At 72.7% G+C, this 13,785-nt stretch carries 8 protein-coding genes; 7 read left to right on the plus strand and 1 reads right to left on the minus strand.

Annotated features, from left to right (window positions below):
* The 6 genes from ACFY2K_RS32365 to ACFY2K_RS32390 form a co-directional block, all read left to right on the plus strand.
* Positions 1-4,656 (plus strand): beta-ketoacyl synthase N-terminal-like domain-containing protein (locus ACFY2K_RS32365; RefSeq protein WP_387716219.1); only part of this gene is annotated, 4,656 nt, incomplete at its 5' end.
* Between the two features lie 66 nt (positions 4,657-4,722).
* Positions 4,723-5,409 carry a class I SAM-dependent methyltransferase gene (locus ACFY2K_RS32370; RefSeq protein ID WP_375894657.1) on the plus strand — a complete coding sequence of 229 codons (687 nt, stop codon included), beginning with the start codon at positions 4,723-4,725 and terminating at the stop codon, positions 5,407-5,409.
* A gap of 82 nt (positions 5,410-5,491) precedes the next feature.
* Positions 5,492-6,004, plus strand: a complete 513-nt coding sequence (locus ACFY2K_RS32375; protein WP_375894654.1) for an SRPBCC family protein — start codon at positions 5,492-5,494, stop codon at positions 6,002-6,004.
* A gap of 43 nt (positions 6,005-6,047) precedes the next feature.
* Positions 6,048-7,889, plus strand: coding sequence for an asparagine synthase (glutamine-hydrolyzing) (asnB, locus tag ACFY2K_RS32380; protein ID WP_380525769.1), 1,842 nt, complete (start codon positions 6,048-6,050; stop codon positions 7,887-7,889).
* A gap of 11 nt (positions 7,890-7,900) precedes the next feature.
* Positions 7,901-8,674 carry a bifunctional 2-polyprenyl-6-hydroxyphenol methylase/3-demethylubiquinol 3-O-methyltransferase UbiG gene (gene ubiG / locus ACFY2K_RS32385; protein ID WP_375894649.1) on the plus strand — a complete coding sequence of 258 codons (774 nt, stop codon included), beginning with the start codon at positions 7,901-7,903 and terminating at the stop codon, positions 8,672-8,674.
* On the plus strand, positions 8,671-10,440 hold the full coding sequence (locus ACFY2K_RS32390) for an FAD-dependent monooxygenase (RefSeq protein WP_380525767.1): 1,770 nt from the start codon (positions 8,671-8,673) through the stop codon (positions 10,438-10,440). Before ubiG ends, ACFY2K_RS32390 begins: the two co-directional genes overlap by 4 nt.
* A gap of 94 nt (positions 10,441-10,534) precedes the next feature.
* Here the strand turns inward: ACFY2K_RS32390 and ACFY2K_RS32395 are convergent, their stop codons facing one another.
* On the minus strand, positions 10,535-12,238 hold the full coding sequence (locus tag ACFY2K_RS32395) for a hypothetical protein (protein ID WP_387716223.1): 1,704 nt from the start codon (positions 12,236-12,238) through the stop codon (positions 10,535-10,537).
* A 230-nt stretch (positions 12,239-12,468) separates the two neighbouring features.
* Here ACFY2K_RS32395 and ACFY2K_RS32400 point away from each other — a divergent pair, with 230 nt between their 5' ends.
* The gene (locus tag ACFY2K_RS32400) at positions 12,469-13,776 is read left to right on the plus strand and encodes a ComEC/Rec2 family competence protein (RefSeq protein WP_380525763.1); all 1,308 of its coding nucleotides are present in this window, start codon (positions 12,469-12,471) and stop codon (positions 13,774-13,776) included.
* The last annotated feature ends 9 nt before the right edge of the window (positions 13,777-13,785 follow it).

Genomic DNA, 13,785 nt, shown 5'->3' on the forward strand with positions numbered 1-13,785 from the left:
CGCCAACCCGTCCTCCTCACCGACGCCCTCAACTCCGCCCTCACCGACGGCCACACCACCTACCTCGAAATCAGCCCCCACCCCGTCCTCACCCCCGCCATCGAGGAAACCCTCGACACCACAACCCCCACCCTCATCACCGGCACCCTCCGCCGCAACGAAGGAACCTGGACCCGACTCCTCACCTCCGCCGCCCACCTCCACACCCACGGCCACCCCGTCGACTGGACCCCCTACCTCACCCCCGGCACCCACCCCGACCTCCCCACCTACCCCTTCCAACGCAGCCGTTACTGGGTGGACACCGTCGGGACGGCCACGCCGACCGCCGAGCCGGACGAAGGCACCGCGGGTTCGGCCGGGGCGCAGCTGCGCCGTCGCCTCGCCGAACTGGCCGAGCCCGACCGCGAGCGCCTGCTGTTGGACCTGGTGGAGTCCCACGCGACCGCCGTCCTCGGCCTCACCGGTCCGATCCCGCCGGGGCGCTCGTTCCACGAGCTGGGGTTCGTCTCGCTCACCGCGGTCGAGCTGCGCAACCGGCTGATCGCCGTCACCGGTCTCCGGCTCCCGGCGGCCGTCGCCTTCGACCATCCGACGCCCGAGGCCCTGGGCCGCCACCTGCTCGGCCGGCTCGCGGGCACCGAGGCCCCGGCCGACGAGGCGCCGCCCGTTCCCACGAGGGCCGGTGACGACGAGGAGCCCATCGCGATCGTGGCCATGGCCTGCCGCTACCCGGGCGAGGTGCGCAGCCCCGAGGACCTGTGGCGGCTGGTCGCGGACGGCCGCGACGCGATCACGCCGTTCCCGGGCAACCGGGGCTGGGACCTCGACAACCTCTACGACCCGGACCCGGACCGCCCCGGCCGCACCTACACCCGCGAGGGCGGCTTCCTCCATGACGCCGACCGCTTCGACGCCGCCTTCTTCGGCATCGGCCCGCGCGAGGCGCTCGCCATGGACCCGCAGCAGCGGCTGCTGCTGGAGACCTCCTGGGAGGCCTTCGAGCGCGCCGGGATCGACCCGGAGTCCCTGCGCGGCAGCCGGACCGGCGTCTTCGCCGGCAGTAGCGGCCAGGACTACCACCTGCTGGCCCAGGAGTCCGCGGACGGCCTGGAGGGCTACCTGCTGACCGGCAACGCGGCGAGCGTCATCTCCGGTCGGCTCGCCTACACCTACGGGCTGGAGGGTCCGGCCCTGACGGTGGACACCGCGTGCTCCTCCTCCCTGGTCGCCCTGCACCTGGCCTGCCGCTCGCTGCGCGCCGGCGAGAGCACGCTCGCGCTCGCGGGGGCCGTCACGGTGCTGTCCACTCCGCAGGCGTTCATCGGCTTCAGCCGGCAGCGCGGGTTGGCCCCGGACGGCCGGTGCAAGCCGTTCGCCGCCGCGGCCGACGGCACCGCGTGGGGCGAGGGTGCGGGTGTGCTGCTGCTGGAACGGCTGTCCGATGCCCGCCGCAACGGGCATCCGGTGCTGGCCGTGATCCGCGGCTCGGCGACCAACCAGGACGGTGCGAGCAACGGCCTGTCCGCGCCCAACGGCCCCTCCCAGCAGCGGGTGATCCGGCAGGCCCTGGCCAGTGCCGGGCTGGCACCGGACGAGGTGGACGCGGTCGAGGCGCACGGGACGGGCACTCCGCTCGGGGACCCGATCGAGGCCGAGGCCCTGCTCGCGACGTACGGGCGGGACCGGTCGGCGGAACGGCCGCTGTGGCTGGGCTCGGTGAAGTCCAACATCGGGCACACCGCGGCGGCCGCCGGCATGGCGGGTGTGATCAAGATGGTGAAGGCGATGGAGCACGGCGTCCTGCCGCCCACGCTGCACACCGACGCCCCCACCCCGCACGTGGACTGGTCCTCCGGCGCGGTCGCCCTGCTCACCGAGCCGGTGGCCTGGCCGGAGGGGGGCCGTGCCCGGCGCGCGGGCGTGTCCGCCTTCGGCATCAGCGGCACCAACGCCCACGTGGTCCTCGAACAGGCCCCGGCGGTGCCCGGACAGCCGCGCCCGGCCAACGTGTCCGGGGGCGACGCGCCGCAGGCCCCGACGGAGCACGGGGCGCCGGCCGAACCCGCACCTCCCGCGCCTGCGCCGCTCGTCGCCTGGCCGGTCTCGGCCCGCAGCGCGGCCGCCCTGCGCGGCCAGGCGGAGCGCCTCCGGGACCACCTCGCCGACTGGCCCTCCCCCGCCGCCGTCGGGCGCTCACTGGCGCTGTCCAGGGCCGCCCTGCCGCACCGGGCGGTCGTGCTCGGCCGCGACCTCGGCGAGCTGCGGGCCGGGCTGGCCACGCTGGCCGCGGGCGACACCGCCCCCGGACTGCTCCGGGGCACCGCGGTGCCCGGCCGGGTCGGCTTCCTGTTCCCGGGCCAGGGCAGCCAGCGACCCGGCATGGGCCGGGGCCTCCACCAGGCCCATCCGGTCTTCGCGCGGGCACTGGACGAGGTGTGCGCGGAACTGGACCGGCACCTGGCCGCGCCCGGGCGTCCCGCGCTGCGCGACGTCCTGTTCGCCCCGGAGGGCAGCGCCGAGGCCGCCTTGCTCGACGAGACCGTGTTCACCCAGGCCGGGCTCTTCGCCGTCGGCCTGGCGGCGTTCCGCCTGCTGCTGTCCTGGGGTGTGACGCCCGACTACGTCGGCGGCCACTCCGTCGGCGAACTGGCGGCGGCCTGCGCGGCCGGCGTGCTGACGCAGGAGGACGCCTGCCGCCTGGTCGCCGCCCGCGGCAGGCTGATGCAGGACTCGCCGGAGGGCGGCGCGATGGTGGCCGTCGAGGCGTCGGAGGACGAGGTGCTGCCGCTGCTGGCGGGCGGGGAGGGCCGGGTCGGCATCGCGGCCGTCAACGGGCCGCGCGCCGTCGTGCTCTCCGGCCTGGCCGAGGCGGTCGAGGAGGTCGCGGCCGTCCTCGCCGCGCGTGGTCGCCGGACGAAGCGCCTCCGGGTCACCCGGGCGTTCCACTCGCCGCTGATGGACGGCGTGCTGGACCGGTTCCACGAGGCGGCGAGCGGGCTCGCGTACCGGCCACCGCGGATCCGGCTGCTGTCGAACCTGACCGGCGAGCAGGCGACAGCCGAGCAGGTGTGCGCACCGGAGTACTGGGTCCGGCACATCCGGGAGGCGGTGCGCTTCCACGACGGCGTGCGCCGGATGGCTGCGGACGGCGTGACCACCTTCCTCGAACTCGGCCCCGGCGGCGTGCTGTCCGCCCTGGTGCGGGACGCGCTGGCCGACCGGAGCCCGGCCCCGGCGGCGGTGCCGCTGCTGCGGAGCGGCCGGCCGGAGGTGGACAGCGCGCTGACCGCGCTGGCCGGTGTCCACGTCCGTGGCGTCCCGGTGGCCTGGGAGGCCGTTCTCGCCGACTCCGGTGGAGACGACCGGGTCGCCCTGCCCACGTACGCGTTCCAGCGGCGCCGGTTCTGGCCGGAGGGCGTCGTACCGGCCTCCCGGACGGCCGGTCCCGCCACTGAACCACCGGCCACCGAACCACCGGCCACCGCGCCGGGTGACCCCCGAACGCCCGAGGAGAACGCCGGCCCCCGGTCGCCCGAACGACTGTCCTCCCTCGATCCGGCCGAACGCGGCCCGTTCCTCAGGGAGTTGGTGGCCGCCGAGGTGGCCGCCGCGCTCGGGCACAGCTCGACCGAGGACGTGGAGACCGCTCTGAGCCTGCCCGAGCTGGGACTCGACTCCCTCGCCGCGACCGAGCTGAGCGCCGCCCTCCAGGCGGCCACCGGCCTGGAGCTGTCCGCCACGGCGGTGTTCGAGCACTCCACGCTCGACGCCCTCGCCGCCCACCTGCTGGACCGGTTGGACGCCGCCCCGGTGCCGTCGGCCGGTCCGCCCGGCGGGCTGCTGGCCTCGCTCGCGCCACGGGCGGCGGAGCTGGGCCGGTTCGCGGAGTTCAACGCACTCCTGTCCGCCGCCGCGCGGTTCCGCGACACCTTCGACTCCCCGCCCGACCCGTCCGGCCGGCCGGCTCCCGTTCGCCTCACCCAGGGTCCGGCGGCCCCCCGCCTGTTCTGCTTCCCGTCGTTCGCGAGCAGGTCCGGCGCCCACCAGTACGCGCGGCTCGCCGCCGCCGTGGGCGGCCGGCACGAGCTGTGGGCGCTGCCGGCCCCCGGCTTCGCCGCGGGCGAGCGGCTCCCGGCCGATCTCGACGCGCTGGTGCGCCTGCACGCCGAGGACGTCGAACGGCTCGCCGCCGGGCAGCAGTTCGCGCTGCTCGGCCACTCCGCCGGCGGCTGGATCGCGCACGCCGTGGCGGAGCGCCTGGAGGACCTCGGCGCCCTCCCGGTGTCGGTCGTCCTGCTGGACAGCTACCGGCCCGGCAGTGCCATACTTCCCCTCGTCCAGGCGGAGATCGCCGCCCAGTTGACGGACGGTCGGATTCCCGCCGACGCCCTGCTGGACGACGTCTGCCTCACCGCGATGGGCGGCTACGCCCAGCTCTTCGAGGCCTGGCGGCCCCGGCCCCTGGCCACGCCCACGCTCCACCTGCGCGCCGCCCGGCCGCTGCCCGGCTTCCCGGCCGCCGACTGGCAGGCCTCCTGGCCGGTCCCGCACACCGGGGCAGAGGTTCCGGGCGACCACTTCACGATGACCGGCGAGCACAGCCCCACCACCGTGCGCGCGGTCCTCGACCGGCTCGCCGAGCCGGTCGCCTGACCACCACGACCGGCACGGCCGGCCCGACCACCACGATGTCCGACTCCTGACGAGGGTGAGCAGAACATGAGCACTGACAACGGCAACCGGCCCACCTCCCTGGACCAGGCGGTCCACGACGGCCAGGCCCCCTACCACCGCCGCGCGCTGACCTTCTACGACCTGGTCGTCTTCCGCGGCAGCGCGCCGCTGTTCTGGCGGTGCTCGCCGCGGAACTTCCAGCAGATGTACGACACCTGCCTCGGTGCGAAGCACCTGGAGATCGGCGTCGGCACCGGGTACCTGCTGGCGCACTCCCGGTTCCCGGTGTCGAACCCGCACATCACGCTGGCCGACCTCAACCCCAGCACGCTCGACTTCACCGCCGAGCGGCTCGCGCACTACCGGACCACCAAGGTGGTCGCCAACGCCCTGGAGCCGCTGCCGGTGCCCGCCGAGAGCCAGGACTCGGCCGCCCTGAGCTTCCTGCTGCACTGCATCCCCGGCAGCCTGCGCGAGAAGGGCGTGGCCATCCGCCACGCGGCCGCGGCCGTGAAGCCCGGCGGCACGGTCTTCGGCAGCACCGTGCTGTCGTCGGGGGTCCCGGTCACCGGGGCCGGCCGCTGGCTGATGAACAACCTCAACGCGAAGGGCGTCTTCCACAACGACCAGGACGACCTGGAGGACCTGCGCGACCAGCTCAAGCAGTCCTTCGACGACTTCGACCTCGTCGTGCGCGGCTCCGTCGGCCTGTTCCGGGCCCGCAAGGCCTGAGGCGTGAGCCCCGGCCCCGTCCTCACCGCTCCTCACCGCTCCTCCCCGCCCCACCGCCCCGTTCCCGGAAGGACCCGACACCATGTCGACACGCTGGTACCCGATCGAGGAGGCCGACGACTCGCTGTTCGCCACGGCCCCGCTCTACCACGCCCGTTCGGTCGAGGTGCCGTTCTCCGCGGAGGAGACCTGGGCGGCCCTGACCGGCGACGGCGTGTCCAGCTGGACGAAGGGCATGCGGCGGCTCACCTGGACCTCGCCCCGGCCGTTCGGCGTCGGCACCACCCGCGAGATCGAGATGGACGGTGACTTCACCCTCCGCGAGCGCTTCTTCCGCTGGGAGGAGGGCACCCGCAAGACCTTCAGCGCGACCGAGGCGACCCGCCCGATCTTCCGTCACCTGGTGGAGGACTACGTGGTCGAACCCACCGAGAACGGCGCCCGGTTCGGCTGGCGCTGGGCGGCCGAGCTGAACCGCCCGTGGTCGTTCCTCCAGGGCCCGCTGGACCGGTTCTTCTTCGCCCCCACCGGCCGCTCGCACATCGACGGCCTGCCCGCCTACATGGCCTCCCGGCACGGCGCCGCGCACCGCTGAGCACCCGGCCCCAACCCCCGCCCCCGAACGAAAGAAGAACCGAATGTGCGGGATCGCCGGCTGGATCTCCTTCCAGCACGACCTCGAACGTGAACTCCCCGCCCTGACCGCCATGACCGACACCATGGCCTGCCGCGGTCCGGACGCCGCCGGCACCTGGCTGTCCCGGCACGCCGCGCTGGGCCACCGCCGGCTCGCCGTCATCGACCTGACCGGCGGCGCGCAGCCGATGGTCGTCGAGACGCCGGACGGCCCGGTCGCCATGACGTACAGCGGCGAGGCGTACAACTTCACCGAGCTCCGGGACGAACTCCGCCGCCGGGGGCACGAGTTCCGCACCTCCAGTGACACCGAGGTCGTGCTGCGCGGCTACCTGGAGTGGGGGCAGGGGATCGCCGACCGGCTCAACGGCATGTACGCGCTGGGCATCTGGGACGGCCGTGTCGAGAAGCTGGTGCTGCTGCGCGACCGCCTGGGCATCAAGCCGCTCTACTACTACCCGACCGCCGACGGCGTGCTGTTCGGGTCCGAGGCGAAGGCCCTGCTCGCCCACCCGGCGGTGGAGCCCGTGGTGGACGCCGACGGCTTCCGCGAGCTGTTCGGGTTCGTCAAGGCCCCCGGCCGCGCGGTCTGGACGGGCATGCACGAGGTCAAGCCGGGCGCCATGGTGACCGTCGACCGCTCGGGCCTGCGCGAGCACGTGTACTGGCGGCTGGAGGTCACCGAGCACCGGGACGACACCGAGGCCACCGTCCGGCGCGTCCGGGAGCTGCTGGAGGACAGCGTGGCCCGGCAGCTGGTCGCCGACGTGCCGCAGTGCGTGCTGCTCTCCGGCGGCCTCGACTCCAGCGCCCTCACCGCCCTGGCCGCCCGCCGCCTGGCGGACGGGGGCGAGCGGGTGCGGACCTTCACCGTCGACTTCGAGCAGCCGGACGAATTCCGCCCCGACGACCTGCGCGGCTCGGCGGACGCGCCGTTCGCCCGCGCGGTGGTCGAGCACGTCGGCGCGCAGCACCACGACATCCGGCTCGACCACCTCGAACTGGCCGATCCCGAGGTGCGCCGGGCCACCGTGACCGCCCGCGACCTGCCGTTCGGCTTCGGCGAGGCGGACAACTCGCTGTACCTGCTGTTCAAGGCGATCCGCCGGCACTCGACGGTCGCCCTCTCCGGGGAGTCGGCCGACGAGATCTTCGGCGGCTACCCGTGGTTCCACCTGCCGGCGGTCCAGCAGACCGCGATGTTCCCGTGGGTGACCGCCTCCGGCCTCGGTCCGCGGAAGCACCCCACCAAGCTGATCGACGCCGGGCTGCTGCTGGGGACCCTCGACGTCCCCGGCTACTGGGCGCAGCGCTGGAGCGACTCGGTCGCCGCCATCCCGGTGCTGGAGGGCGAGGACGCGCACGAGCGGCGGATGCGCGAGTTCTGCCACGTGCACCTGACCAGCCTGCTGGGCCTGCTCCTGGACCGCAAGGACCGGATGAGCATGGCGGTGGGCCTGGAGGTGCGCGTGCCGTTCTGCGACCACCGCCTGGTGGAGTACGTCTACAACACCCCGTGGGCGATGAAGACCTTCGACGGGCGGGAGAAGAGCCTGCTGCGCGCGGCGGTGCGGGACGTGCTCCCCGCGTCGGTGGTGGAGCGGGTGAAGGCCCTCTACCCGCACACCCAGCAGCTCGCCTACGTGGGGCAGTTGCAGCAGCAGGTCGGCGAACTGCTGTCGGGCGGCCACGAGGCGGTCGAGTTCTTCGACCGGGCCGCGCTCGCGGCGGCCGCGGGCGCCCGGCCCGAGGCCGTCGACCGGGACGAGCGCGAGGCGTTCGAACGGGTCCTCGACCTGGCCGTCTGGCTCGACCTCTACCGCCCGACCATCAAGCTCTCCTGAGGAGTCGCACCATGCCCGTCGACAACGACGTCTACAACACCCACTCCTGGTGGCACGACGACCAGCCGTTCGCGACGCTGGAGGCCTTCACCCCGGCCCGGTTCGCCTACTTCCAGGAGGTCCTCACCCAGCGGCTGAGGCTGGACCTCAAGGGCCTCAAGGTCCTCGACGTGGGCTGCGGCGGCGGTCTGCTGGCCGAGCTCTTCGCCGGCGCCGGGTGCCGGGTCACCGGCGTGGACCCGTCCGGCCCGTCCCTGGAGGCCGCCGGCGAGCACGCCCGGCAGTCCGGGCTGGAGATCACCTACCAGCAGGGCTTCGCCGAGGAACTCCCCTTCGCCGACGGCACGTTCGACCTGGTGTACTGCTGCGACACCCTGGAGCACGTCACCTCCGTGGACCGGGCGGTGGGCGAGGCCGTACGGGTGCTCAAGCCCGGCGGCCACTACCTCTACGACACCATCAACCGGACGTTCCGGTCCAAGCTGGCGATGATCAAGATGGCGCAGGACTGGAAGTCCGTCAGCTTCGCGCCCAAGGACCTGCACGACTGGAAGAGCTTCATCAAGCCGGCCGAGCTCCACGCGGTGTTCCGCGCGCACGACCTGACCAATCAGGACCTCGTCGGATTCGCCTCCACCCGGCCGCAGTTCGAGCTGCTGAAGGCGATGCGCCGCCGGGCCCGGGGCGAGATCACGTACGGCGAGCTGGGGCGGCAGTTCCAGCTCGGCGTGCACAAGGACACGTCGGTGATCTACGCCGGCTACGCACGGAAGGCTGCCCAGTGACCCTCACCACCGCCCCCGACGTCCGGGTCCCGGTACTGATCGTCGGCGCCGGCCCGGCCGGCCTGACCGCCTCGCTGGCGCTCTCGCGCTACGGCGTCGCGCACCTGGTGGTCGGCAAGTACCCGGGCACGGCCCACACCCCCCGCGCGCACCTGCTGAACCAGCGCACCGGGGAGATCCTGCGCGATCTCGGCGCCGAGGACCAGGTGACGGCCGAGGCGACCCCGAGCCCGCTGCTGGCCAACCACGTCTTCATGTCGACGTTCGCCGGACCCGAGGTGAGCCGGCTGGACGCCTACGGCAACGGCCCGGACCGCATCGGCGACTACCTGGCGGCCAGTCCGAGCACGATGTGCAACCTCGCGCAGCACCGGCTGGAGCCGCTGCTGGTCGAGCGGGTCCGGCAGGCCGCGGTCGGCGAGCTCCGCTTCGGTCACGAGTTCCTGCGCATGGAGCAGGACGAGGACGGGGTCACGGCCGTGGTCGCCGACCGGCAGTCCGGCCTGGAGTACACCGTGCGCGCCGACTACGTGATCGGCGCCGACGGCGCGAAGAGCCGGGTGATGGAGCAGGCCGGACTCACCGTGGAGGGTGCCACCGGGCTGGCCAAGGTCGCCTCGGTCTGGTTCGAGGCGGACCTCTCGCAGTACTGCGAGGACCGCCCGGCCATCCTCTACATGGGCGCCGTGCCCGGCAACCCGCCGGAGGACGGCCGGGTGTTCGTCAGCATCCGCCCCTGGAACGAGTGGGTCTACCTGCGCTTCCTCGACCACGGCGCGGAGTTCGACCGCGACGACCACGAGGAGATCCTCGCGCACATCCGGGAGAGCATCGGCGACCCGTCCGTCGAGGTCCGGATCAAGAACGTCTCGCCGTGGGAGGTCAACGCGGTCGTCGCCCCCCGCTACGCGAACGGCCGGGTGTTCTGCGTCGGCGACGCGGTGCACCAGATGCCGCCGACCAACGGCCTCGGGCTGAACTCGGCGGTCGCGGACTCCTTCAACCTCTGCTGGAAGCTGAAGCTGGTGCTCGACGGCTCGGCCTCGCCCGCGCTGCTGGACACCTACCAGGCCGAGCGGCTGCCGGTGGGCGGACAGATCGTCGACCGGGCGGTGCGCAGCATGCTGGACTTCCTCGGCATCCCGGCCGCGCTGGGCTTCACCGCCGGGCAGGACGCCGCCGAGCAGTGGGAGCTGCTGCGCGGCCTCGCCGACGACACGGAGGAGGCCGCCGCCCGGCGGGCCGCCCTGGCCGCCGCGACCGACCGGATCAACTACCAGGTCAACGCGCACGGCGTCGAGATCGGCTACCGCTACCGCAGCGGTGCCCGGGTCGACGACGGCACGCCCGAGCCGGTCGGCGACCGGGACCCCGAGCTGTACTACCAGCCCACCACCTGGCCCGGCGCACGTCTGCCGCACGCCTGGCTGGAGGACGGCGGCCGCCGCCGCTCCACCCTGGACGTGGTCGGGCGGGGCCGCTTCGTCCTGCTCACCGGCCGCGGCGGCGACCGCTGGCACGATGCCGCCCGCGAGGCCGCCCGACTCACCGGGGTGCCCGTGACGGTCCGGACGATCGGCTCCGCCGAGGGCCTGCGCGACCCGTACGGGGCCTGGGACCGGCTGCGCGAGGTCGACGCCGACGGCGGCGTCCTGGTCCGCCCGGACGGACACGTCGCCTGGCGCGCCCGGACCGCCGACTCCGCCGGCGAGCTGCCCAAGGTGCTGGCCGCCGTCCTGCACGCGCCGGCCGGCCCCGCGGTCTGAGCCGCCGCCGGGCGGCCCCTTCGGGGGGACGCCGAGGCCGGTCGGTCCGACAGTGCGTCGGACCGGCCGGCCTCCCCGGGTGGGGAGGGGACGGTCAGACGGCGCCCATGGGGTACCAGCAGATGTTCATCTGGACGTTGCCGTTCGCGTTCGCGACGTCGTCGATGTCCTCGATCCAGACCTTGGCGGTGGCGTTGCGGGCGAGCGGGACGGTCATGTTGTCCCAGACTCCCTGGGTGTTCTGCCGGGTCTTCTTGCCGTGGGCGACGAGGTCGAAGTAGTAGGTCATCCCGGGGGCTTCGACGTAGACCCGGTGCTTGCGGCCGTGCTTCTCGTCGTCGCTGAACCACTCGTAGCTGGCGGCCTCGACCACCAGGAAGCCGTTCCGGTCGGCCGTCATGGTCCACTTGCTGGTCGAGCGCGGCTTGACGGACGACGTCGGGTAGTTCTTCCGCGTCGGGCTGCCGAAGAGTGCGGTGGCGAAGGAGACGCTGCCGTTGGCGGTGAGGGTGCCGGTGACCTTGACGGTCTTGTTGGCGGTGAGCGGTCCGTTGGCGGTGAGCTCGCCCTCACCGGCCTGGGCCCCGGCCTTGGCGGTGAGCGCGCCGTAGACGGTGATCGCTCCGCCGTTCTGGGGGATGCTCAGGCCCGCGGTGCCCTGGAAGAGCAGCGTGTCGTTGACCTTGATCGCGGTGCCCGCGGTGGGGTGTGCCAGGGCGGCGGCCTTGAGCGTCTTGTCCGACTTGACGGTCAGGCCGTCGTTCGCCGTGATCACTCCGCCCGCCGTCACCTTGCCGGCTTTCAGCTCCTTGTCGGACTTCACGGTGACGTTCCCGTCCGCCTGCAGTTCGCCGCCGACGGTCAGCTTGCCGGACATGGTGACGTCCCCCTCGAAGGCGGTGTTGCGGGCCCAGGTCTTCCTGGCGTTCTTGTTGTCCGCCCAGAAGGTGTCCGTCACGGTGACCTTGTCGGTGGCGGAGAGGGTCTTGGCGGCGATGTCGGGGTTCTTCACCGTGACGGTGGTGGACAGGTAGTGGTGGACGTCCTTGCCCTGGGCGTCCTTGGTGCGGGCGTCGAGGACGAAGGTGGTGGTGTCGGTGAGGGGGCCGACCGGGTGGCTTCCGCCGGAGACTTCGATCGGGGGGCGGTCGTCCCAGGCCAGCCAGTAGCCGGTGCCGGCCTCGCTGCCCTCCCAGCGCAGGACGACCGTCGCCTTCCCGTCGTTGACGATCTGGGGCCTCTCGGCGGCGAAACCGCGGAAGTGGAAGGCCGACGGGCGTTCGAGGTGCTTCTCCACGGGGTCGGTGCTCACGGTGCGGTCGGCCCAATCGTCGCTGGTGGCGGGGGTCGTGTGCTCGGTGATGGTGAGGGCGGCGTGGCCGGGGGTGCGGACGACGGGGATCGCCGAGACCTTGAGGGTGAAGCGGCGGGTGGCGTCGAAGGTCACCTGGTTCCCCGGCCCCTCCGGGGTGCACGTGAACACCACGGCCTTGTCACCGCGCTGCGGCACGATCAGCCAACTCCCCTGGCCCCCGTCCTGGTTGCCGTCGAGGGGGGCGGGGCTGCTGGCGAGGTCGGCGGCGGTCGTCCCCACCGGGAGGGAGACGGTGATGGACCGGCATCTGACGTCCGCGGCGCCGTCGGGCTTGGAGAAGGTGAGGCTGAGGACGCCGTTCTTGGTCTTGCTGGGTGTCGAGACGGGAAGCGGGTCCGGGCTTGGCACGCACTCGACCCGCAGCAGGCCGGGCGGTCCTGCGGCCGCGTCGGAGGGATCGGAGGGGGAGGTGTTCGGCAGCACTCTCGGATACTCGGGTGAGGACCTGATTTCGTCAACAACTCCCGCTGGTGCGCCCGAGGTTGGATGTCTGCGCCGTGTCAGAAAGAGAATGCTTTCGATCGGATCACCGAAATTCTCGGAGAGTTTCGATCAGTCCGGGAAGTCATGGCTCCGCCAAGATGTATACGTGCGACCATGGGCGCTGCTCCTCGACCAGTGATCATCAGCCGTACGGACTGAGGGAGTTCGCCATGCCCGTGGAAGCCGTCTTCTTCAATGTGGGGCAGGGCGACTGCACCCTGTTGATCTTCTACGCCGACGGCAAGGACACCCAGGGCGTGGCTTCGGTCCTGATCGACTGCGGGAGCATCAAGCGCCAGGGGCACAAGGGCGGCGGCCCCCTGGCAACGGCCGGGTCCATGTCGGAGCGGGTCATCGAGAAGATCGACGGCTACCTGAAGAACCTGAAAACCCCGAACACCATCGACTACCTGATCCTCAGTCACCCCGACCGCGACCACTACCGCTACGTCCAGGACCTCGTCGCGCCGGTCGACACGGCCACGAAGAAGCGCCGACTGCGCTACACGATCCGGAACATCCGGTACACCGGGAAGCCCGGCGACTACACCAAGGACATCCTGGGGCACGGCAAGGGCCTCAACCTGATGCTCAAGAACTGGACCACCTACGGTCGCGACGGCTCGTCCCACACCATCGCCACCGAGCCGGTCGAACAGGACATGCCCGCCACCCCGCTCCTGCTGCCGCTCGACGGCCTCCCGGACGGCCCGACCACCCCGAAGCTCTACGTGATCTCCGCGAGCGTCTCCAAGACCCGCACCACCGCCAGCGTCGCCGCCAAGAAGCGCAGGACCACCGGCAGCACCCTGGCCCGCCTGGAGGCCCTCCCGCACGGCTTCTGGCCGCTGGGAGGCAGCAAGCGCAAGGCGGACGCGCCGACCGCGGAGAGCCAGGCGAACACCGACTGCATCGTGCTGATGCTCCAGGGAGCCCCCGACAAGGACGGGAAACGGCAGAAGGTCATCCTCACCGCCGACGCCGGCGAGGAGACCGAGGACTACCTGGTGGCCAGGTACAAGGACGACCCCGACCTCAAGCGCGAGGCCGGCTCCTGGTTGAAGGTCGGTCACCACGGGAGCAGCTACTCCTCGACGGCGCCCTGGGTCCGACTGATCAACCCCGACGGCCTGTTGGTCAGCTCGGGCACCCGGGAGTTCGGCGGCACCGGGATCCCCGGGTTCGGCCACCTCCAGCGGATCGCCGACGACCGGCACAAGCCCGCGCCCACCGTCACCCCGAACCCGGCGGACGGCGAACTCCCGCGCGTGGCCTACTACGGGCAGTCCGGCGACGTCATCAAGGGCACCGGGCCGTACCACTACCGGGACCAGGTCGGCGTCGCGGGCGTGTGCACCACGCTCAACAACGTCAAGGACGCCGCGACCGGCAAGAAGCCCGACCCCCGCGGCTGGGACTGGCACCTGACCATCGACCCGGACGGCACCCCGGGCACCTACCGGCTCACCTACAAGTAAGGAGAGTTG

The sequence above is a fragment of the Kitasatospora sp. NPDC001309 genome, from assembly GCF_042896295.1.
Lineage (GTDB): Bacteria > Actinomycetota > Actinomycetes > Streptomycetales > Streptomycetaceae > Kitasatospora.